Here is a 21,537-nt window from a genome sequence, read left to right as displayed (position 1 = left end):
AGTCTTGTAATTTGAACAATTTCTTGAATAAATATATTTTTTGAGCATAGTGAAAAATAAAGTATATATTATTACAAATTATGACACGATATTCGATTTTCGACATGGCTTTTTGTCGCTAATGGTCGTTTAATGCTTGCGAAAAAAATAGCCTGAAAAACCAAACAACCTGACATTATGCCTTCTGGCGTCAGGTTGTTTAGTTATTCTACATTTATTTATTCAAAAAATATTGGTGAAAAAAATTATGCTCGTCTTCTTCGTCCAGCCAAGATCAGGCTAAGAATGAACACCAATACGACTGCGCCAATTAACGCTGGAATGAAATAGAAGCCGCCGATGACCGGACCAAGCTCGCCGAAGATTAAGCCTCCGAGCCATGCGCCGATAAAACCTGCAATAATATTTCCAATGATGCCTCCGGGAACATCACGCCCAACGATCATTCCTGCGAGCCAACCGATAATGCCTCCTATAATTAACGTCCATAAAAAACCCATATTGATCACTGCCTTTCTCTTTGTGTTTTTGCTGTTCACCAATGTGTAGCTTGTGTCAGCTGTTGTAGTGTCTCATGTTATCTATGTAACCATAATTACGCGTCGCTAATCACAAATCATACAGGAAGGTTTTGGTTACTCTAATCAGTGCCTAGTCTATTGACATGAAACCAAAAGGTTTCGCATGTGCAGGCATGACTTGAAGGAGGAAGCGGGATGGCGGATGAAGGACTGCTGAAAAAGCTGCGTTATAAAGAGGGACAGGCTGCGAAGGTATGGAATGCCCCGGAGGGCTATGCGCCTGGGATCGCTGAAGATACGAGTGGTGCAGGCCCATATGGCTTCGCCCAGCTTTTTGTTCATCATGCAGCGCAGGTGAGGGAACAGCTGCCGATCGTATTGCCGCAGCTTGAAGAAGACGCGGTGTTCTGGATCACGTATCCTAAGCAAAGCGCGAAGGCTGGGGCAGATATTAACCGCGACAGCTTGGCGGCGCTAGTCATGGAGCTTACACCGTATAGACCTGTGAGCAATGCCGCTGTGGACGAGGTGTGGTCAGCGCTGCGATTTCGCCATACGGACAAAGTAAAGAAGAAATAACTGCTGACGGCATAACTGGCGGCGTAACTAGCACCATAACTGACGGTGTAACTAGCTGCAAAACGAATTGCATAACTGACGGAGTAACTAGCACAATAACTGAGGGCATAACTAGCTGCGTAACTGGCGGCATACATGAGGCCGCTAATGAAAGAAAAACGGCAATCAAATGCCGGTCCGTCCTCACGGACACAGAATCCGCTATTTGTTATAGAAAGTGAACTTATTTTAGGCGGCGGACAGGAGAGCCGTTATTTGCCCGACAGAGCCATAAAATGAGGCTTAAAAGCACAAATAAGCGCGCTGGTGTCCGACAGAATAGGGAAATGCAATGATTTTGCGTATATAACGGATCTGGTGTCCGCAAGAACTTAGAGAATAAAGCGATTAGAAGAGGAGACGATTGACAATGAGCAGCGAAGCGGCAAATACGCTGCCGGATATCCGGCAGACGCTGGTGCTTAAGGCGCCGATAGACAAAGTGTGGAAGGCGGTAGCGACGTCAGAGGGCATCGCCGCATGGTTTATGCCCAATGATTTTCAGCCGGAGGAAGGTTATGAGTTTCAGCTGGAAGCTGGCGCGTTCGGAAAGTCTCCCTGCAAGGTGACGGTCATCGATCCGCCGAATCGCCTCTCCTTCAAATGGGGCAAGGACTGGACGCTCTCCTTCGAGTTAAAGGCTGTAGGAGCAGACACGGAATTTACGCTTATTCATAGCGGCTGGAATGCGGATACGGTGACGGAGTTCGGTCAGCCGCATGAAATCGTGCGCGGCAATATGGACAAGGGCTGGACTGGCATTCAGCAAAGGCTGGCTTCGTATGTCGAGGCACAATAGCAGCGAGGCGTCGGAGCCGAAGGCTGAGGTGTTCCAAGCGATTGCCGATCCGACGCGCCGCAGCCTGCTTCGGCTGCTTGTCGATGAGGAGATGCCAGTCACGGTCATCAGCAGCCATTATGAGATGAGCCGGACTGCGGTATCGAAGCATTTGCGAATTTTGGCTGAGGCAGGATTGGTCAAAGAGCGCAAGGTTGGCCGGGAAACCCGCTACCGGCTAGATACGGAGCCTTTGCAGCAGCTAAAGCGATGGATCGCCTTCTACGAGCGTTATTGGGAAAATAAGCTAGGTGCGCTTAAGCGTTACGTAGAGGAAGATGGCCAGAGGGAGGGAGCGGATGCTTTTCCGGCTCCAGCAGTTGTGAAAGCGCCAGCTGCGAAGCGGGATTGAAGCAACAGTTCCGCTCGTCTGGCTGCCCTGGCTGCTGGATCCGGCTTCAACGGATCCAGTCTAGCCAAGTGTGACAGAACCTTCTTTTGCTTGCTCCGATAGCCCGAAGCTTCCGTCTTATGGTTTCTGGGCATATGTGTATACGATAGATGAGTTGACAATTTCCTGATTTTTCGTCATACATATAAAGAGCAAGGAAGAGAATGGGCAGCAAGGAACCGGAGGTTATGGATAATGGGCAGGAAAATTATGTTTACAGGCGGAGGGACGGCAGGCCATGTGACCGTTAACTTGGCGCTGATTCCCCGTTTCGCGGAAGCCGGTTGGCAGATCCATTATATTGGGTCGGAAAATGGCATTGAGAAGCAACTTACTGCTCCACTAGAGCAGCTTACATATCATGGTATAGCGACAGGCAAGCTTCGGCGCTATTTGGACTGGCAAAATGTGAAGGACCCCTTCAAGGTTGTTAAAGGGGTTTTTCAAGCTTATCGGCTCATTCAGCGGGAGAAGCCAAACGTGATTTTTTCCAAGGGCGGCTTCGTTTCCGTTCCGGTTGTGCTGGGCGCGTGGCTCAATCGGGTGCCGGTGCTTATTCATGAATCGGATCTGACCCCGGGACTGGCGAATCGCATTGCAATCCCTTTCTCGACGGGCGTGTGTACGACCTTTCCCGAGACGGCGCAGCATTTGCCGTCAGGCAAGGCGCATTATGTTGGCGCAGTCATCCGCGATGAGCTGGGGCGAGGGGTTGCCTCGCGAGGCAGAGCCTATTGCGGTCTGCTGCCTGCATCCGAAGCAGCTGATGCAGCAGCCTCGGGAGCAGCAGGCAGCTCACAGACGCTAAGCAAGACGCCGCAAGGGCAGGCGTCAAAGGAAAGCGCCGCCCATTCGGCTAACCCTGCCAAGCTGGTGGTGAACATTTCGGGAAAAAGCGTGAGAGCCGAAGAGTCTGCCGCGGAAACAGCGAAAGTATCAGCAGCGTCAGCAATAGTAGACGAAAAGGGGGCATCGCGGGCAGAAACAGGAGGAGCGAAGCCCGTCCTGCTCATTATGGGCGGCAGCCTTGGGTCGCGGGCGATTAATAAGGCGGTGCGCAGCGCGCTTAGCGAACTGACCCGCAAATTCAGCATCGTGCATTTATGCGGCAAAGGACAGGTTGAGCCTGTCCTTGAGACGGCGGATTACAAGCAGTTCGAATACATTAATGAGCAGCTTCCCGATGTGCTGGCGATGAGCGATATTGTGCTTTCGCGCGCGGGTTCTAACGCTATATTTGAGTTTTTGCATTTGCGCAAGCCAATGCTGCTCATTCCGCTTACGAAGGCACAGAGCCGAGGCGATCAGCTGCTCAATGCAGATTCGTTCAAGTCTTCTGGCTTTTGCGAGGTGCTCCATGAGGAGAAGGTAGCGCCGGATACGCTGCTGGCGGCGATTGAGGATGTCTACCAGAACCGCGCCGCATTCATTAAGCGGATGGAGCAGGAGGAGCGCCGCGACACCTTGTCGCAGCTGTATGAGCTGATTGTATCGTCCGCGCGGAAATAACAGGCAAACCTCGCAGCGCGGCGCGGGCATTTCGGCGATGAAATACAGGCCATATTTCAATAATCCATTCGATTTTAACCGGAAACGATGATATGATGTTACAAAAGAATGTCGGAGGGATTACCCGGTGGAGTATATTAGCACAAGAGGAAATGTTGGCAAAATCGGATTTATCGACGCTTTTCTAATGGGACTTGCAGATGACGGAGGCTTGCTCGTTCCGAGTGAAATTCCTGTTTTTTCAGCTGAGAAACTGAAAGCGTGGCAGAACCTGTCTTATCAGGAGCTGGTGCTGGAAATTTTCGGCTATTTCACGAATGATGAAATTCCAGCGGAAGATTTGCGGGCGATGGTGGATGCCAGCTATGGAACATTCCGCGACTCAGGCGTAACGCCTGTTCGCCGCTTGAAGGACAACCTGTATTTGCTGGAGCTGTTCCACGGCCCAACCTTTGCATTTAAGGACATTGCGCTGCAATTTATGGGCGAATTATATACGTATGTATCCCGCAAGCAGAACAAGACGATCCATATTCTTGGCGCGACCTCCGGCGATACGGGCGCATCGGCGATTCAAGGCGTTCGCGGCAAAGACGGCATTAAAATTTGCATTTTGCATCCCCATGGCAAAGTCAGCAAGGTGCAGGAACTGCAAATGACGACGGTGCCGGACGACAACGTCTTGAACTTGTCGGTCGATGGCAATTTTGACGACTGCCAGCGCATTATCAAGGATTTGTTCGCTGATTTGGAGTTTAAGTCTGCGAACCATCTGTGTGCGATTAACTCCATTAACTTTGTGCGCATTTTGGCGCAGACGGTTTATTATTTCTATGCTTACTTCCAGGTTGCGAAGCAGCAGGATGTGAAGGAAGTCAATTTCAGCGTGCCGACTGGCAACTTTGGCGATATTTTTGCAGGATACCTTGCGAAGCGCATGGGCCTTCCGGTGAACAAGCTGATTTTGGCAACGAACGAAAACAACATTTTGGAGCGTTTCATCAAGGAAGGCGTGTATATGCCGGGAGATTTCCGCAGCACGTACAGCCCTTCGATGGACATTCAGGTGGCAAGCAACTTCGAGCGTTATTTGTATTATGTGCTGGGTGAAAATTCTCAGCTGATTACAGAGCTGATGAACCAGTTCCGCAAGGAAGGCAAGCTCGTTATTTCTGGAGACGATTTGCAGCGGGTGCAAGCTGAATTCGGCGCTCATGGCGTTGGCGGACAGGAATGTCTTGATACGATCAGCAAATACAACGCGGAAACTGATTATTTGCTTGACCCTCACTCCGCTTGCGGCGTGGCGGCAGCCGATCAATGTGCTGAAAGCGGCGATGTAACGATTTCGCTGGCTACTGCGCATCCGGCCAAGTTCGACGAGGCGATTCGCCTTTGCGGCATTGAGCAGGCATTCCCTGAGCAAATTTCGTCCTTGTTTGAGAAAACGCAGCGTCAGACTCGCGTAGAAGGAACTCAAGAAGCGATCGTCAGCGAGCTGTTGAAATTTTATAACGCTTAAGTCGCGCATAAAAAGCTTGAGCAGCCGGTCAGAGCCTATCTGATCGGCTGTTTGTGCATAGGAAGGGAAACGAGGAGGCAGCTGATCAATGGACTATAGTGGAAAAATAGTGCTGGTAACCGGCGCCGCGCGCGGCATCGGCTTGGTTGTTGCGACAAGCTATGCGAGGCAAGGAGCTCTTGTCATTGCGGCAGACAGGGACAGCGAGGGCGCTGAGGCCGCAGCCGACCACATGCGAGGAGAGGGCGGCAAAGCTGCTGCTTATACAATCGATTTGGCTCAGCCAGCGGAAATCGAAGCGATGTTCGCTTTTATCAGCGAGACCTACGGCGGCATAGATGTGCTGATTAACAACGCGGGTTATGCGGTGTGGAAGTCGCCTTACGACCTTGCGGTTGAAGAATGGGATGCGCTGCTCCATACGAATTTGCGCGGCACTTTTTTATGCGCAAGGGAAGCGGCAAAGCTGATGCGCGGCAACGGAGGCGGAGCCATCGTCAATATGGCCTCGACCCGCGCCTTAATGTCTGAGCCCAATACGGAGGCGTATGCGGCTTCCAAGGGCGGCATCGTTGCACTGACGCATGCGCTGGCTCTTTCTTTTGGCCCGGATCGCATTCGCGTCAATGCCATCAGCCCCGGCTGGATCGAAACCGGCGATTATGAAGCACTGCGGCCGGAGGATCACAGCCAGCATCCATCCATGCGAGTCGGCAAGCCGGATGATATCGCCAAAGCCTGCTTTTATTTGACCGATCCGGGCAATGATTTCGTTAATGGCATTAATCTCGTCGTCGACGGCGGCATGACGCGCAAAATGATTTACGAGGAGTAGCGTCATTTCGTATCCGCATCGCAAGCCCTAAGCCTAAGCTACTATTGCAACTTGCCTAGCGCTGGCGTAGAATAAGACAAAATCAAGAAGGAATAAAGGAAGGAGATGGGAATATGGAGCGAAAGCCAAGGCAATGGAACAGCCGGTTTTGCCTGTCCAGCCCGAAGCGCGTTTCTATTTCCATTCCTTTGAAGCACCAAGGCATATCATGCTTTGGTGTTTTTTTTATGCCTTTTTTTCAAAATATAAGACTTTATAAGTTTCATCCTTATATCCGCTTAGAATTCTCCGACAAAGCTCTTCGCACGTCCCGGAAGGACGACGAAGTCATTTTTGCTTGAGTCGCTATTTAAATGGTTCAGTCCCCAATGTTCTGCTTCTTGCGAACGTTAATTTAACTGGAGGTGCATGATTGATGATGAATAACAAGTATAAAAGAGTGCTGATTAAGCTGAGCGGCGGAGCGGTTGCGGGTGGAAGCGAGTTTGGCTTTGAACCCGAAAAGCTGGAGCATATCGCAAGAGAAGTGCTGTCCGTTGTAAAAATGGGCGTTGAGGTGTCGCTCGTTATTGGCGGCGGCAATATTTTTCGCGGCAATATGGGCGAAAGCTGGGGCATTGAACGGGCAGAGGCGGACAATATAGGTACGCTTGCGACCGTGATTAACAGCCTTATGCTCAGAGGCGTGCTGAAGGCCAGAACGAAGAAGGAAGTGCGCGTCATGACGGCGCTGCCTGTCAGCAGCGTTGCCGAGCCTTACATCCGTTTGCGGGCGGTGCATCATTTGGAGAAGGGGTATATCGTCATTTTTGCAGGCGGCAACGGACAGCCGTATGTGACGACGGATTACCCATCGGTGCAGCGGGCCATTGAGGTGGGCTGCGATGCTCTGCTGGTCGCGAAGCAGGGCGTAGACGGCGTGCTTGACGCCGATCCCAAGCTGCACAAGGGCGCGCGGAAATTCAAATCGCTGCACTATAATGATGTGCTGGACCAGCAGCTTAAGGTGATGGACCAGTCGGCGTTTATTTTGGCACGGGACTATAACCTGCCGATTCATGTGTTTAATTTCGACCAGCCGGGCTCGATGAAGGCGATTTGCCATGGCAGCCATGTCGGAACGCTGATCAGCAACAGCTCTGTGCTGGAGATGGACGCCTGAGCTTTTCATCGCCCTCATCTTCATCCCCAAGGAATGAATGTCTAAATAGCCAAATAGCCATCAAGCTGCAACCTTCCAATTGGGAATGCCGTCCATATAGACAGCTTGTAAATGGTCATTGGGGGTAGTGATGAAGATGTTCAACATAACGACGACAAGGAAATCTAATAAGAGCGGGAAGGCTTGGCGCAGCTTGCTGGCGTTTACGCTCCTAGCAGCGCTTGTATGGACGGGTGGCCCGCAAAGTGCGGCGATTGCCAGCGGAGAGCAAGCAGCAAGCCTGTTGCAAGAGCAAGGGCAGGAGCAAGCTGCTGAGGCCGCCCAAGCCGTCCCCAAAAGCTTCACGCAAATAGAAGCCGCCCATAACTATACGATTGCGCTGCGCAGCGACGGCACGGTCTGGGCTTGGGGACGCAATTTGTGGGGAGAGCTTGGGCTGGAGGGAAATCAAGGCTTTCGCAATACAGTAGCTCCTGTACGTTATTCCGGACTTTCCGATATTGTCTATATTCATATCAATAAGAGCGATCAGAACTATATGGCGGTAAAGGCAGACGGAACGGTCTGGACCTGGGGCCATAATGGCAGCAGCGGGAAAAATGCGAATGGGCTTCGGCAGGTGGCAGGCGCTGCTGGCGTAGCGAAGGTGGCAGGCGGCTACGGCTATGATATAGCTTTATTAAATAATGGCACGGTCTCAACATGGACGAAGCAGCAAGACGACACCGGAAAGCTCAGCTTTGGCAAGCCAGCTGCCGTGAAGGGCTTAAATCAAGTCGTGCAGGTAGCATACGGTTACCCTAAGGCTTACGCCGTGAAGAAGGATGGAACGGTATGGAGCTGGCAGCCTGTGGCGACGCCCCGCGATGGCGCGGAGACGATTAAGCCTACAGCTCCGGCTAAAATATCCAGCTTGTCCGGCATAACCTCCATCGTCGCGTATAGCGGCGGTCTAATGGCATTAGATACGAAAGGAAAAGCGTGGAGCATTGCTGAAAAAGGCAAAAAACAAGCGCTGTATCCGATACTGACGCTGAAGGAGATAAGCGGAAGTGCGGGCAGCCTGCTTATGCTGACGACCGATGGCGAGGTTTTTGCATATGGATATACCGCTACTGGCAAGCAGGGCAAAGTGCGAGGGCTCACCCGGATCAAGCATATCGCAGCGGGGGAAGACCACGGCGTTGCCATTGATGAGGATGGCAAAGCATGGGGCTGGGGCCATAACAAGTTTTATGAAGCGGGCGGACCATCCGAACGCAGCGATGGCATGGTTTATACGCCCATGCAAGCAAGGCCGGCTGTTGATACGTTTATAAATGGGCAATGGCTAAGCAGCATATACCCTGCCCTGCCGCAAGGCGAGACGGTATATGTGCCGATAAAAGACGTAGCTAAAGAATTAGGCATGACGTTGAGCTCCGTTCTTAATAAAGAAGGCTTCAGAATTTATACGCTTAAATACAAGGAACGCTCAGTAACCTTCCGTATAGGGGATACCCAGGCGAAAGCAGACAATACGACGTTTAAGCTGCCAGAGGCGCCGATTGTTTATTCCGGTGCGACGGCCGTTCCTTATCAGCTGCTTGAGCAGGGGTTTGGCCTATCGGTTCAATGGAACGAGAAGCTTAGCCAGTTGACGATATCGGATCAGTCTGACGAATAATGGAACAAAGCTTCTAACAACCTCAAAAACCCCTCGGCCCACATTGCTTCGTGGACCGAGGGGTATTTTTTGAATTTCTCGGAATGAAACGCGCTGCGCCGCCAGAGGACGGTGACAGCCGTTTCACCTTGCATAACCCGCTATATAATTTGCTGATTCGGCAAGCAGGGTAAAGCGAGCGTCCTGTCGAAAGTAATGGGATACCAAGACATCCACTTATGACACATCACTTTAATAGTGCAAGACGCTATTGCTGAATCGCTCTTCTCCTGTACCAACAAGCTCTGTCGCTGATTTCTCAAACTGCTCTAATTGTTCAAGCGCCTTCAATTTGCTGCTGCCATTCATAAAATGAGCCACAATTGCTTCGCCGGGGGCGACGACGGCTATGTCTCCGTGATTTCTCTCCCCGATGATTGCACCGTCATGAATAACGGCGTTTTCGCCAATGATGGCTCTATGAATAATAACATTGCGCCCAATTTTTGCACCGGGCATAATGATGCTTTCGGCGATGCCGCTGCCTTTTCCAATGCTGACTCCTGCACCGAGCACCGAGCGTGAAATCCGGCCTTCGATTGTGCAGCCTGGATGAGCAATGCTGTTGCTCAGCACGGCTTGCGGGCTGACATAGGGCTTGCGCACCTGCTGAACCTCTTTGGATCGCAGAGGCCAAGTTTCTGTAGATAGGCTCATCTCGCCGTCAAGCAGCTCCATATGCGCTTCCCACAGGCTTTCCACAGTGCCGACATCACGCCAGTAGCCCTCGTATGGATAAGCGTTCAAGTTTTCCTCGGCAGCCAAAATGGCGGGAATAATGTCTTTGCCAAAGTCATGGCTTGAATGAGGGTTAGCGGCGTCCTCCAGCAGGAAACGTCTTAAATCTTGCCAGCGGAACAAATAAATGCCCATAGAAGCCAAGTTGCTTTCCGGGTTCGCCGGCTTCTCCTCAAACTTCATGATGCGGGACTGCTCGTCCGTATGCATGATGCCGAAGCGATGGGCTTCACGCCATGGCACCTGTTTGACGGCAATTGTTGCCATCGCCTTGTTAGCCTTGTGAAATTCCAGCATCGGGCGATAATCCATCTGGTAAATGTGGTCGCCTGACAAAACAAGCACATGCTCGGGATGATGCTCGTCCACATAAGCAATATTGCGAAGAAGGGCATCAGCCGTTCCCGTGTAGCAGCCTGAGCTTGATACCCGAGAAGCAGGCAGCATCGTAATTTCGCCAGAATGCTTCGTCGTTGCTGAGCGAAGCCAAGCTTCTCCATCGGTAATGTGGTCGTGAACCGAGTCGGAGCAATATTGGGTAAGCACGCCGATGGTGCGGATGCCCGAGTTAATACAATTGCTTAATGGAAAATCAATCATGCGGAAGCGATCGCCGAAAGATACGACGGGCTTGGCCATTTGGCCTGTAAATGGGGCTAAACGACTTCCTTGTCCTCCAGCTAGCAGCATAGCGATGCAATCGGTATTATTAGGCATAAGGCTTTTTCCCTCCAGGCCGTCCGTGACGGGTTGTTGTAAGGTATTTTTAAACGACTGAAGGGCGCTTGAAACGGTTGAGTCAAAATCAATTTTTAAGGTTAATATTAGCTTTCGTGTGCTTTACTATACGTTCATTGCGAACATAAAGCGGGTGAAATGGATGGAAATCTCCACATTGTCCGAAGAGGAAATATTTCTGTTTCATGAAGGAACATGGGCGCATAGCTATCGAAAAATGGGCGCTCACCAATCAACTGAGCATGGAATCGAAGGCACTCGCTTTAACGTTTGGGCGCCGGAGGCACGAGAGGTTCGTCTGGCGACGGATTTTAACGGGTGGCATGGCGGCAATGAGCCGCTAACCCGGCTTAACAAGTCCGGCATATGGACAGGCTTCTTCCCGAATATGCCGAAAGGCGCTTTGTATAAATATGAAATCATAGCCCAAAATGGTGAGAGGCTGCTCAAAGCTGATCCTTATGCCGTTTATGCCGAAGTAAGGCCGCAAACCGCATCGCGCGTCTGGTCGCTGGACGGTTATTCGTGGCAGGATGAGGCGTGGATGCGCGGAAAAAAAGCGCCGTACGCCCGTCCGATGAACATTTACGAGGTGCATCTTGGCAGCTGGCGCAGGCATAAGGATGATACTCTGCTTTCCTACAGCGAGCTGGCTGATCAATTGGTCGCGTATGTAGCGGATATGGGGTATACCCATCTGGAGCTGCTGCCGCTGACCGAGCATCCGTACGATAAATCATGGGGCTATCAGCCGACAGGCTATTATGCCGCAACTTCCCGCTACGGTGAACCGCAGCAATTAATGGAGCTGGTGGATCGCTGTCATCAAAACGGTATCGGTGTCATTCTAGACTGGGTGCCGGGGCATTTTGCCAAGGATGCGCATGGCTTGCGCCGCTTTGACGGCTCGGCTCTGTTTGAAAATGACGACCCGCTCATTGCCGAGAAGCCTGGCTGGGGAACACTCGCCTTCGATTACGGAAAGCCGGAGGTTCGCAATTTCTTAATTTCGAATGCCTTGTTTTGGTTCGATCTGTTTCATATTGATGGCTTGCGCGTTGATGCGGTCACCAGCATTTTGTATCATGATTTTGATAAAAAACCAGGCCAGTGGCGTCCGAATGAATTCGGCGGCAAGGAGCATCTGGAAGGCATCGCTTTTTTGCGCCAGCTGAATAAGACGGTTTTTCAATATTACCCGCATGCCCTTATGATGGCCGAGGAGTCGCATGCTTATCCCGGCGTTACGAAAGCGGTCGACGAAGGCGGGCTTGGCTTTAATTATAAGTGGAATATGGGCTGGATGAATGACACGCTCAGCTATGCCAAGGAGCATTTTTTTAACCGTAAAACCAAACATAATCTGCTGACCTTCCCGATCTGGTATGCCTGGCAGGACAATCATGCGCTGCCGCTTTCCCATGATGAGGTCGTGCATGGGAAAAAATCGCTGCTGAACAAAATGCCCGGAAGCTATGAGCAGAAATTTGCCGGACTGCGGCTGTTCTACGGCTATATGATGACCCATCCAGGCAAAAAGCTGCTGTTCATGGGCGGCGAATTTGCCCAGTTCATCGAGTGGAAGGACGACGCGGAGCTGGACTGGCTGCTGCTGGATTATGAGCCGCATTGGCGGATGCAGGCTTATACCCGCAGGCTGAATCAGCTGTATGCCCAGGAGAAAACGCTGTGGAAGCTCGACCATGATTACAGGGGCTTTGAATGGATAGAGCACGAGGATGATTTGCAAAGCGTCCTCTCATATCGCAGATTAGCCAGCCCGAAGGGGGAAGCGCTCATTATGCTGTGCAATTTTACGGATTACGCGCATCCGGTTTACCGCATTGGCGTACCAAGCGCAGGCGATTATGAAATCGTGCTGAACAGCGATGAGCCCGCTTATGGCGGATCGGGTTTTCAAGCGGAGCTGCTGCGGGAAGGTGGCGCCATTGCATCGCAGCGCATCAGCTGGCATGATAAGAAAAACAGCGTAGAGCTGCCGCTGCCGCCGTTATCTATCCTTATTTTGCGGCGAGTAAAGGTTCAGCGTTCCCGTTAAGCGTTAAATCGTCATTGCAGCATTATGAAACCAAAGAGCAGGGGATGAAATGCATGAACGTATTGTTTGCGGCAGCAGAATGCGTGCCATTTATGAAGACGGGCGGCCTTGCTGATGTAGCAGGCTCACTGCCGGAAGCATTGAATGAGAAGGGCGCCAATGTGCGCGTTATTATGCCGCTTTACGCTTCGGTGAAGGACGTATATCGAGCGCAGATGAAGGAGCTTGGCTTCATTTATGTATCGGTAGGCTGGCGGCAAGTATATTGCGGCATCAAGGAGCTGGAACATGACGGAGTCGTCTATTATTTTATCGACAATGAGCATTATTTCCGTCGCGGCTCGGCTTATGGCTACGGGGATGACGGCGAGCGTTATGCGTTTTTCTGCCGGGCTGTGCTTGATGCGCTGCCGGTAATGGGCTTTATCCCCGATGTGCTGCATTGCCATGATTGGCATACGGGCATGATTCCCGCCCTGCTCAAGCATCATTATTGGCATCGCCCGGAATATTCCCGCGTGAAGACGGTGTTTACCATTCATAATTTGCAATATCAAGGCAATTATCCGCATCATACGCTGGGCGATTGGCTGGGATTGCAAAATGAGATGTTCACCCCGGATGGAGTTGAATATCATGGTTCGGTGAGCTTTATGAAGGCGGGCATTCAGCTTGCAGACCGGGTGACGACCGTCAGTCCGACCTATGCCAACGAAATCCGAACTGCTGAATACGGGTATGGCATGGACGGCACGCTGCGCGCCAAAGGCGACCGGCTTCTCGGCATTGTCAACGGCATCGACGCCCGCAGCTACAATCCGGAGACCGATCCGTTCATTCCATTCCCATACAAGGACAGCCTCAACGTGAAAAAGCAAAATAAAGCCGCACTCCAGCAGGAGCTTGGACTGCCGGTCAACGATGCCATTCCCCTAATCGGAATGGTCGGCAGGCTAGTGGATCAAAAAGGGCTGCCCCTCGTGCTGGAAGTTCTGGACGAGCTGCTGCAAACGGAAAATATCCAGCTTGTGCTGCTCGGTACGGGTGAGCCCGAGATGGAGCATGCATTCCGTGCAGCCCAGCATCGTTATCCGGACAAAATGGTATCGTGGATCGGCTTTGATGATGGCGTAGCCCGCCGTATTTATGCTGCCTCCGATATGTTCCTCATGCCGTCGCTATTCGAGCCGTGCGGCATCAGCCAGCTTCTGGCGCTGCGGTATGGCAGCTTGCCTATCGTGCGAGAAGTAGGCGGGCTGAAGGACACCGTTCAAAGCTACAACGAGTGGACGGGAGAAGGCAACGGCTTCTCCTTCACCAATTACAATAGCCAAGAAATGCTGAATACGATTCGCTATGCCATTCATATATGGTGGAATGAGTCGCATCGGGGCAAGCTCACCGCCGCCGCCTTTGCTGGAGATTACAGCTGGGGAGCATCTGCGGAGCGTTACATAGCGCTTTATACGGAGCTGACTCTATAATGATTGAGAATGAAATTGGTCTTGAAAAAGGAGTGCGACCGGTGATGATTGAGCGCTTATTGGAGCTGCAGCAGCGTATTTACCACTATCAAATGGATATTAAGCAAAGCTATGGCCCGGAGCACGCTATTTGGTCACCCGGCAATGATGCTAAAGTCAGCTTTGCCCAGGTTGGCGACCAGTACGAGCTGATGTTTTACGGTGTTGGCTATGATGAAGATCCTTCGATTGCCGCAGATGATTTCGACTACGAGACGAACTATCCTTTTGTAAAGTTCTTGGAATTTATTTGTTTGCCTGAGGTGGCTCCCCATCTTGCATCGCTAACCTTCACGGGGCCTGATGAAGGCGCGAACGGTCTGAATGAATGGAATTTCTCGCGCATCGTGCATTCGGAGGCGGAGTTTTCGGCACTGCGTTCCTTCCTCGTACAGCTCACAGATTCAGGCGATCATAACGTCCGCTTCATCGGGTGCGATTATGAAGAGGAGCATGGCATGGTGACGAAGCTGCTTGCCAAAATGCCAGCTGTTCTCACCTTCCAGACGCCTACAGTGCCGGATGAAGCTTTTTTCGAAATGGAAGGCCATCCGCTCCGTGTGCTGAGGCTGCAGGTAGGTTTTACAGAGGAATCTTTTATTGCCCGTCTCGCTGAATGTCCCTATTATAACGATTTACAGCAGCTGGACTTTTCTGAGCGGATTGAAACGATTGATGACGTGCCGGAGGATGCGATTCCTTATACAAGCTATGAAGCATTGTTCGCCTCTGAGCGTTTTAACTGCCAGCCGCATTTTCATTTCAAGCTGCGCCATTCTACGCTGACATTAGATGAGGTAATCGCCCTTGGCAAGCTCCAGCCCAAGGTGCAATTTCTGTTCATTGAGGGGCGCGGAGGGCGCTATGCTTCGCATTTATCCGATTAAGCAGTACAAAGAAGGGACAGGCCATCGACAAAACCGATCCCTGTCCCTTTTCTGCTGCCTGTTCAAGTCCTATGCAAGTTCTATTCAAGCTGCTTTAACTTTAAATGTTCCGGTACAAAATCCGGTAACCCATCGGTTCCAGCTCAATGCGAAGCTGCTCCTCGAACGTTGCCACTTCTTCCTCGGTAAGCGCATCACGCCAGCCGCCAGCCAGCATCGGGTGGGCGAGGAATACATTTTCCTCTGTATTGTTCATCCAAATGGTGAAATGCTGCTTATTGTTCATCCGCTCATAGACGAAGGTGCCTTTCTCGCTGCTCGCTTGCAGGAAGCGGAAGCGGCCGCAGCGCAGCGCCTCATGCTTTTTGCGGAGCGAAATGATGATGCGATAAAAATCATGCAAATCCCGATCCTGCTTCGCCTCGTCCCATTCCATGCATTTGCGGCAATCGGGGTCGCCGCCGCCTTGCAAACCAACCTCATCGCCGTAGAAGACGCAAGGAACGCCCATCGACGTCATCATAAACACCGCTGCCAGCTTGGCCCGCCGTTTATCGCCGCCCATTCTGGTCAAGGAGCGCGGGATGTCATGGCTCGATAGCAGGTTAAGCAGCGCCTCGTTCGTCTGCTGCGGATAACGCACGAGCAGGCGGTTCACCTCTTCGGCAAAATCCGATGCATGCCTGCCGTTGTTTGCGAAAAAATCAAGCACGCTGTTCGTAAAGGGATAGTTCATCGACGAATCGAACTGGTCGCCCTGCAGCCAGCGCAGCGCGTCCCCCCACACCTCGCCGATAATGTAGGTCTCATGCTTCACAGCCTTGACAGCGCCGCGGAATTCCCGCCAGAAATGATGGTCGATTTCGTCGGCGACATCGAGCCGCCAGCCGTCAATATCCGTTTCACGAATCCAATGGACGGCGACGTCGAGCAAATATTTTTTCACTTCAGGATTGGCGGTGTTGAGCTTGGGCATGTTGCCATAAAAGCCGAACGTATCATAGTTTGCTTTGCCATCTTGTACAGCGACCGGAAAGTGGTTCAAATGAAACCAGTCTTTGTATTTGGACTTTTCTCCATTTTTCAGCACATCCTGAAAATGGGGGAATTGCTCGCTCACATGGTTGAACACCGCATCCAGCACGACGCGAATGCCGCGCTTGTGGCACTCATCGACCAGCTTCTTGAGCAGCTCAAGATCGCCGAACTGCGGATCAATCGTATGATAATCTACCGTATCGTATTTATGATTGGAGGGCGAAGTGAACAGCGGTGTCAAATAAATCGCATTTACGCCCAAATCGCTAATGTATTCCAGCTTATCTAAAATCCCCTGCAAGTCGCCGCCAAAGTGCGAATGAATATCGGGCGTTTCTCCCCAAGGCCTTACGTAATCATGGTCGTTTTCCTTGTCACCGTTATTGAAGCGGTCTACCATGATTTGATAAAAAACCGCGTTTTTCGCCCAATCTGGCGCATCGAACAAGTCGACCTCATGAATGTAGGGCACCTCGAAATAGCCGCCTGGAGGCGTCGGCTGCTGCGCATAAAATCCGGTCTCGATCTTCCACATCGTCTCTGTGCCGGCATGCAGACGGAAGCCATAGGAGAAGCGTTTGTATTTCGGGATGATAACGCCCTCCCAGTAATCAAACAGCTGATCGGACGCTATTTTTTCCATTACAATCTCTTGGAGGTTGCCATTCCAGTCGTATTTGTCTCCGGCGACCATGACGACATCCTCCACATCATTTTTTTTCGTGCGCAGCCGGATGTGATAGGTGCTCAAATCATAGGCGTAGGCCCATTTGTGGCTTGGGGTGTGGTGAATGGCTTCTCTTAGCATAAATAGTTGTTTCTCCTCTCCTGCCCTGCAGTTGGTTTAGCTAGCCGTGAAGCAAGGATTCCGCTCCGTCAATGTATACCGTTGTGCCCGTAATGTGATATGAATCATCCGAGCCGAGGAACAGCGCAAGCTGGGCGACTTGCTCAGGGGAGCCGGGCCCCTTCTCCAGCGGCTGGTCGCCTTCCGGAAAGTTGACCGGAATTTGCACCTCCTCCAAATAAGGCGAGCGTTTCGTGCTTTTATCAATATTCGTCTTAATGGAGCCAGGGCAGATGGCATTGACGCGAATGCGGTAATTCGCCAGCTCCAGCGCCGCCATCTGAGTGAAAGCGACCTGCGCCGCCTTTGTGCTGCTGTATGCGCTGAACCCGATATTCGAGAAGACGCGGTTGCCGTTAATGGAGCTCGTAATCAAAATGCTGCCGCCCTTTTCCTTAAGCGCTGGAATGGCATGCTTCACGGTCAGAAACGTGCCGTTCAGGTTAATGTTGATCGTCTTGCTCCAATCCTCCAGCTTCATCAGCTCAATGGGCGCCATGGAGCCGTTAATGCCGGCATTGGCATAGACGATGTCAAGCTGGCCCAGCTTGTCTAACGCCAATTTATACGCCGCTTCGATCGCTTCCTCGCTTGAAATATCGGTCACGGCTGTTGCGCAAGTGACGCCGAAAGCTTCGGCCTCCTGCTTGACCTTGGCCAGCCCGTCCTCATTCACATCGAGCAGTGCCAGATTAGCGCCTTCCTTGGCGAACAGCAGTGCCGCTGCGCGGCCGATGCCAGAGCCGGCTCCCGTTATTAGAGCAGCTTTGCCCGCCAGTCTGCCGTTGCCTGTCCTCGTTTGTTCATTCGCCATCGTCGAAAACCTCCTGCAATGTATAATGATGTTTAGGGAACATGTCCTGCAAATGCGTATTCTGTTAAGATGATCTAATTTCTCTTACCCTAAACCAATCGGGTGTTCCCAACTATTTCAATTTTTATTTTGCGGCTTCTGCTGGACAATCGGCGACCACAGCGCACCTATCCATTCTTTGTTCATACATGTTTACAAGTTGGAAACAAGTTCGATATATTGGCGATGCAAAATTGCATTATGCTGCGATCTAATGGGTAATCTGGGTTAGATAGGCACAGGTGGGAGCGGTGAAGGATGACAGGTCAGATGATAGATAAAAAAATATTGGTCGTAGATGATGAAGCGAGTATCGTCAGCGCCGTTGCCTATGCATTCAGACGCGAGGGCTATTTGGTCGAGACCGCTGGCGATGGGGAAGAGGCGTTGGAGAAGGTAGCCGTCTTCCAGCCGCATGTCATTATTTTAGACGTAATGATGCCGCGCATGAACGGCTATGAAGTGTGCCGGAAGCTGGAGAATCTCCATGGCGTCGGCATTATTTTGCTCACGGTCAAAAATGACATCGTCGACAAGGTGCTGGGGCTTGAGCTGGGCGCCGACGATTATATGACGAAGCCATTTGATTTGCGCGAGCTTGTTGCCAGAGCGAAGGCGCTGATGCGGCGCACCCAGAAGCTGGCGGGGCGCGAGGAGGAGCCGGATGTGTATGAGCTTGGCAGCATTCGCCTGAACCTGCAGCAGCGGCTCATTACGGCTGGCGGTGCTGCTATTGAGCTGACGCCAAAGGAATTTGATCTGGCAGCGCTGCTGCTGTCGCATCCCGAGCGGGTTTATACCCGGGAGGAGCTGCTTGATTTGGTCTGGGATATGGAATACGCGGGCGGAACGCGCACGGTAGACATTCATATTCAGCGGCTGCGCAAAAAGCTGGGCGATTCGAGCCAGACGCTGCTCCAGACCGTATACGGCATCGGCTACAAAGCTTCAAAGGCAGGAGCGTCAACAGCTGGGGCATCAAAGATAAGCGCTGGATCTGGGAATACGCAGGACACTTCGGCGGAGTCAGTCTCGTCATCGATAAAAGCGAATGAGCCGGGGCAATCCGGTGAGCCGTCATGAGAATCAGCTTAAAGCTGCGGATGAGCATTGTGCTGATCGTGCTGCTGGCGCTTACCGTTAGCGTACTGAGCATGATGGTGCTGAGCGGGATCAAGCGCGATCAGCAGGAACGAACAGAGAAGCTGCTGGCCAAGCAAAGCGAGGTAGCGGCACAATACGTTCGGCAAAGCTTCGCTACTAGCGAACCGCCGCTTGCCCTTGATGCCTTCATGCCGTTGAGAGGGCAGCGGCTGGCGCTCTACATTTCAATGATCAGCGGCATGCAGACGACGCTGTATGACACGCAGGGCAAAGAAGCCGGCAGCTCCATTCCCGTTGGCGGAGAGAAAGGAACAAATTTGTCCGACACGCTGCAATATGCCCTGGTTGGCAAAATCGCCTATCAGACAGCGGGGGATTCCCTGATTTATTTTGCTCCTTTGCAGGGCGAGGATGGATTGCTTGGCGTAGTCAGCTTCCATTACTCGTTGAAAAATGACCATCTGTTCGCCCAGACCATCCGCGAGCTGTTTCAAACGGCGGGCATTATTGCCGTGGTGGCAGGGGCCGCCATGGGCTATGCGTATTTTTATAGGCTGGCCGCGGTCATTTCCCGGCTGAGAAGCGCAGCGGGCAACATTCGAGAAGGGCGGTATTTGCAGCAAAATCCCGTACGCAGGCGCGATGAGCTGGGCGACTTAAGCCAGGATATTTTTTTCATGAGCAGCGCCATTGAACGGCATATTGAGGAAATGAAGGAGGAGCAGCGCAAGCTTACGCTCGCCATCCTCAAGCTGCAGCAATTGGAGCAGCAACAGAAGCAGTTCATCGGCAACATTAGCCATGAGTTCAAGACGCCGCTCACGTCGATTCGGGCGTATGTAGATTTGCTGGATATGTACCGCGATGATCCGAAGCTCATTGATGAGGCGATTCAAAGCATGGGCAAAGAGTCCGGGCGGCTGTACGATATGGTCGAGAAGGTGCTGCATTTGGCGGCGCTGGAAAAGTATGCGTTCGAGCAGCAGGCCGAGGTGCTGCAGCTGGATGAGCTGCTGCTCGATTTGTGCACGCGCATGCAGGGCAAGGCGGCAAAATTTGATTTGTTGCTGCAAACGCAGCTGGAGCCTGCTGTCATCTGGGCCGATCGGGAGAGCCTGATGCAAATATTCATCAACTTAATTGATAATGCCATTAAATATAATCGTCCTGGCGGACGTATTGAGGTTGCGCTGCATGTGGACGGAGCTCGGGTCAATGTTGTCGTGCGGGATACGGGTATTGGCATTCCAGCGGAAGCGCATGACAAAATTTTTGAGCCTTTCTATACGGTCAACCGCGACCGCTCCCGCATATCGGGAGGAACGGGACTTGGCCTGTCGCTCGTTAAGCAGCTTGCCGAGGCGCAAAAGGGTGAGCTTGTACTGGTAAGGTCGGGCGAGGATGGAACGACGTTCAAGGTCTATTTTCCGCTATATAGCGGTTAAAGGTGTAAAGGTTTACAGGTTCGAAACAAGCTGGAGATGAGGCGGAAACATCCGCGGATTACAATAAGCGCATAGCAATAAGGGAGAGGGGAAATGCGAGATGAAACAAACCCATTTTAAATGGATAAATACAGGCGCAGCTGCCTGTTGTGTGGCTTTGCTGCTTGCGGGCTGCGCAGACGGAACGGCACCTGCACGCGAAACAATTCAAAAGCCGGATAAAACAATTACCGTCGTAGAGCCGGGCCAATCGACCGATACGAAGGTTGCTGTTAGCCAAATAACGCAAATAGACAGAACGCGGGGGATTAGCTTTATAACCGAGGAGCAGCTGGTCATCGTCAAGCGCAATGAAAATGAGCAGAAAATAGCGGTGGAAGGGGAAATGATGTTTCCCAACAATTTGTATGTGCACGATCTGGCAACGAAGCAGGAGAAGGCCTTGCATGAGCAGCCTGCGCATCAGGGATTTGCCAAGCCGTCTCCGGATGGGAAATATTTATTTTATAAGCTGAACAATGAAGAAAGTGCCCACGGCTACATGATGAATTTAGAAACGCGAGAGTCGGTCGAGCTGGGCAGCGATGTGATCGATACGACGACAGGCATGTGGATGGACGATACGCATGTGCTGTTTTTGACGGTCGAGGAAAAAGTAATCAAGGCGAGCGTTGATGGCACATTGGAGACGATTTTGAGCAGCGATCATCGGATATTTACGGCAGTGCCTGGCGAGGGCGGCATTTATTATGTGGTGAATGAAGTGCTGTATTTTCTTCCCTATGGCAGCAAGCAGGCAGAGAAGCTGGCGACGGACGTCGTCTGGGTGATTCCCTCGCCAGAGCGCAAGCAGCTCGCTTTGGTGAAGCGGACATCGAATACGACACGTACGCTGATGATTACGGATGCCAAGGGCAATGAGCCGATTGAGCTGGGCAGCGCGACGCAAGTATTTGGCACAAGCTGGTCGCCGGATGGCAAGAAGCTGGCCTACAGCCTGACATCGGAAGGAACGGACGGCGACAACGGCGTATTTGTAGCGGATGCCATTAGTGGCGATACAGTGCCGATCAAGCTGGATGTCCAATATTTATCCGATGATCTCGGCTGGAGCCCTTCTGGCAAAAAAATCGTCGCCGCAACTTATTCCCAGGAGCAGAACGATTTTATTACGTTTGTGATTACATTGAAATAAAAGCTGCAT

General features: G+C 51.8%; 18 protein-coding genes. 14 read left to right on the top strand and 4 right to left on the bottom strand.

The window, feature by feature from the left end:
• Positions 1-245: 245 nt before the first annotated feature.
• On the bottom strand, positions 246-500 hold the full coding sequence (locus tag AC50X8_RS23155; RefSeq protein WP_056033793.1) for a GlsB/YeaQ/YmgE family stress response membrane protein: 255 nt from the start codon (positions 498-500) through the stop codon (positions 246-248).
• Between the two features lie 216 nt (positions 501-716).
• Between AC50X8_RS23155 and AC50X8_RS23150 the strand changes: the two genes are divergently transcribed.
• The 8 genes from AC50X8_RS23150 to AC50X8_RS23115 all read left to right on the top strand — a co-directional run bounded on the left by AC50X8_RS23150 (position 717) and on the right by AC50X8_RS23115 (position 9,062).
• On the top strand, positions 717-1,100 hold the full coding sequence (locus tag AC50X8_RS23150) for a hypothetical protein (protein WP_056033796.1): 384 nt from the start codon (positions 717-719) through the stop codon (positions 1,098-1,100).
• 409 nt (positions 1,101-1,509) lie between these two features.
• Entirely contained in the window at positions 1,510-1,938 is a 429-nt protein-coding gene (locus AC50X8_RS23145; RefSeq protein ID WP_056033799.1) for an SRPBCC family protein, read from the top strand.
• A complete protein-coding gene (locus tag AC50X8_RS23140) occupies positions 1,922-2,329 on the top strand; it encodes an ArsR/SmtB family transcription factor (protein ID WP_494862477.1) in 408 nt (135 codons plus the stop codon). Before AC50X8_RS23145 ends, AC50X8_RS23140 begins: the two co-directional genes overlap by 17 nt.
• Before the next feature lie 234 nt (positions 2,330-2,563).
• A complete protein-coding gene (locus tag AC50X8_RS23135) occupies positions 2,564-3,877 on the top strand; it encodes a glycosyltransferase (RefSeq protein ID WP_494881757.1) in 1,314 nt (437 codons plus the stop codon).
• Between the two features lie 127 nt (positions 3,878-4,004).
• Positions 4,005-5,399: a threonine synthase gene (thrC, locus tag AC50X8_RS23130; protein WP_494881755.1), complete on the top strand. Its 1,395-nt coding sequence runs from the start codon at positions 4,005-4,007 to the stop codon at positions 5,397-5,399.
• 88 nt (positions 5,400-5,487) lie between these two features.
• On the top strand, positions 5,488-6,234 hold the full coding sequence (locus AC50X8_RS23125; RefSeq protein ID WP_056033808.1) for an SDR family NAD(P)-dependent oxidoreductase: 747 nt from the start codon (positions 5,488-5,490) through the stop codon (positions 6,232-6,234).
• A 418-nt stretch (positions 6,235-6,652) separates the two neighbouring features.
• Positions 6,653-7,396, top strand: a complete 744-nt coding sequence (pyrH, locus tag AC50X8_RS23120; RefSeq protein WP_056033930.1) for a UMP kinase — start codon at positions 6,653-6,655, stop codon at positions 7,394-7,396.
• Between the two features lie 136 nt (positions 7,397-7,532).
• A complete protein-coding gene (locus tag AC50X8_RS23115; RefSeq protein ID WP_494881753.1) occupies positions 7,533-9,062 on the top strand; it encodes a stalk domain-containing protein in 1,530 nt (509 codons plus the stop codon).
• A 231-nt stretch (positions 9,063-9,293) separates the two neighbouring features.
• On the opposite strand, the gene AC50X8_RS23110 is transcribed toward AC50X8_RS23115, so the two are convergent.
• Positions 9,294-10,556: a glucose-1-phosphate adenylyltransferase gene (locus tag AC50X8_RS23110; RefSeq protein ID WP_056033812.1), complete on the bottom strand. Its 1,263-nt coding sequence runs from the start codon at positions 10,554-10,556 to the stop codon at positions 9,294-9,296.
• Positions 10,557-10,719: 163 nt separating this feature from the next.
• Between AC50X8_RS23110 and glgB the strand changes: the two genes are divergently transcribed.
• Genes glgB through AC50X8_RS23095 form a run of 3 tightly spaced genes read left to right on the top strand, consistent with a single transcriptional unit; the run spans position 10,720 to position 15,046 of the window.
• A complete protein-coding gene (gene glgB / locus AC50X8_RS23105) occupies positions 10,720-12,636 on the top strand; it encodes a 1,4-alpha-glucan branching protein GlgB (RefSeq protein ID WP_494881751.1) in 1,917 nt (638 codons plus the stop codon).
• A gap of 53 nt (positions 12,637-12,689) precedes the next feature.
• A complete protein-coding gene (gene glgA, locus AC50X8_RS23100) occupies positions 12,690-14,120 on the top strand; it encodes a glycogen synthase GlgA (RefSeq protein ID WP_494881749.1) in 1,431 nt (476 codons plus the stop codon).
• On the top strand, positions 14,120-15,046 hold the full coding sequence (locus AC50X8_RS23095) for a hypothetical protein (protein ID WP_494881747.1): 927 nt from the start codon (positions 14,120-14,122) through the stop codon (positions 15,044-15,046). The genes glgA and AC50X8_RS23095 overlap by 1 nt, the downstream gene beginning before the upstream one ends.
• Before the next feature lie 100 nt (positions 15,047-15,146).
• On the opposite strand, the gene AC50X8_RS23090 is transcribed toward AC50X8_RS23095, so the two are convergent.
• Together AC50X8_RS23090 and AC50X8_RS23085 are read right to left on the bottom strand one after the other, a co-directional pair.
• Complete coding sequence (locus AC50X8_RS23090) at positions 15,147-16,892, bottom strand: alpha-glycosidase (protein ID WP_056033823.1); 1,746 nt, start codon at positions 16,890-16,892, stop codon at positions 15,147-15,149.
• 40 nt (positions 16,893-16,932) lie between these two features.
• Positions 16,933-17,745, bottom strand: a complete 813-nt coding sequence (locus tag AC50X8_RS23085; protein ID WP_056033826.1) for an SDR family oxidoreductase — start codon at positions 17,743-17,745, stop codon at positions 16,933-16,935.
• A 312-nt stretch (positions 17,746-18,057) separates the two neighbouring features.
• On the opposite strand from AC50X8_RS23085, the gene AC50X8_RS23080 reads away from it, so the two are divergent.
• The 3 genes from AC50X8_RS23080 (at position 18,058) to AC50X8_RS23070 (ending at position 21,528) form a co-directional block, all read left to right on the top strand.
• Positions 18,058-18,867, top strand: a complete 810-nt coding sequence (locus AC50X8_RS23080) for a response regulator transcription factor (RefSeq protein WP_494862891.1) — start codon at positions 18,058-18,060, stop codon at positions 18,865-18,867.
• Positions 18,864-20,333 (top strand): sensor histidine kinase, encoded by a 1,470-nt coding sequence (locus tag AC50X8_RS23075; protein WP_494862463.1) that lies wholly within the window; start codon positions 18,864-18,866, stop codon positions 20,331-20,333. The genes AC50X8_RS23080 and AC50X8_RS23075 overlap by 4 nt, the downstream gene beginning before the upstream one ends.
• Before the next feature lie 100 nt (positions 20,334-20,433).
• A complete protein-coding gene (locus AC50X8_RS23070) occupies positions 20,434-21,528 on the top strand; it encodes a hypothetical protein (RefSeq protein WP_494881745.1) in 1,095 nt (364 codons plus the stop codon).
• Positions 21,529-21,537 lie beyond the last annotated feature (9 nt).

It is taken from the genome of Paenibacillus sp. JT22N15, assembly GCF_059383755.1.
This window is presented reverse-complemented; position numbering and strand designations above follow the sequence as displayed.

Coding starts and splice junctions, on each gene's coding strand:
- AC50X8_RS23155 (WP_056033793.1), bottom strand. CDS start 500: ATGGGTTTTTTATGGACGTTAATTATAGGAGGCATTATCGGTTGGCTC.
- AC50X8_RS23150 (WP_056033796.1), top strand. CDS start 717: ATGGCGGATGAAGGACTGCTGAAAAAGCTGCGTTATAAAGAGGGACAG.
- AC50X8_RS23145 (WP_056033799.1), top strand. CDS start 1,510: ATGAGCAGCGAAGCGGCAAATACGCTGCCGGATATCCGGCAGACGCTG.
- AC50X8_RS23140 (WP_494862477.1), top strand. CDS start 1,922: ATGTCGAGGCACAATAGCAGCGAGGCGTCGGAGCCGAAGGCTGAGGTG.
- AC50X8_RS23135 (WP_494881757.1), top strand. CDS start 2,564: ATGGGCAGGAAAATTATGTTTACAGGCGGAGGGACGGCAGGCCATGTG.
- AC50X8_RS23125 (WP_056033808.1), top strand. CDS start 5,488: ATGGACTATAGTGGAAAAATAGTGCTGGTAACCGGCGCCGCGCGCGGC.
- pyrH (WP_056033930.1), top strand. CDS start 6,653: ATGAATAACAAGTATAAAAGAGTGCTGATTAAGCTGAGCGGCGGAGCG.
- AC50X8_RS23115 (WP_494881753.1), top strand. CDS start 7,533: ATGTTCAACATAACGACGACAAGGAAATCTAATAAGAGCGGGAAGGCT.
- AC50X8_RS23110 (WP_056033812.1), bottom strand. CDS start 10,556: ATGCCTAATAATACCGATTGCATCGCTATGCTGCTAGCTGGAGGACAA.
- glgB (WP_494881751.1), top strand. CDS start 10,720: ATGGAAATCTCCACATTGTCCGAAGAGGAAATATTTCTGTTTCATGAA.
- glgA (WP_494881749.1), top strand. CDS start 12,690: ATGAACGTATTGTTTGCGGCAGCAGAATGCGTGCCATTTATGAAGACG.
- AC50X8_RS23095 (WP_494881747.1), top strand. CDS start 14,120: ATGATTGAGAATGAAATTGGTCTTGAAAAAGGAGTGCGACCGGTGATG.
- AC50X8_RS23090 (WP_056033823.1), bottom strand. CDS start 16,892: ATGCTAAGAGAAGCCATTCACCACACCCCAAGCCACAAATGGGCCTAC.
- AC50X8_RS23085 (WP_056033826.1), bottom strand. CDS start 17,745: ATGGCGAATGAACAAACGAGGACAGGCAACGGCAGACTGGCGGGCAAA.
- AC50X8_RS23075 (WP_494862463.1), top strand. CDS start 18,864: ATGAGAATCAGCTTAAAGCTGCGGATGAGCATTGTGCTGATCGTGCTG.
- AC50X8_RS23070 (WP_494881745.1), top strand. CDS start 20,434: ATGAAACAAACCCATTTTAAATGGATAAATACAGGCGCAGCTGCCTGT.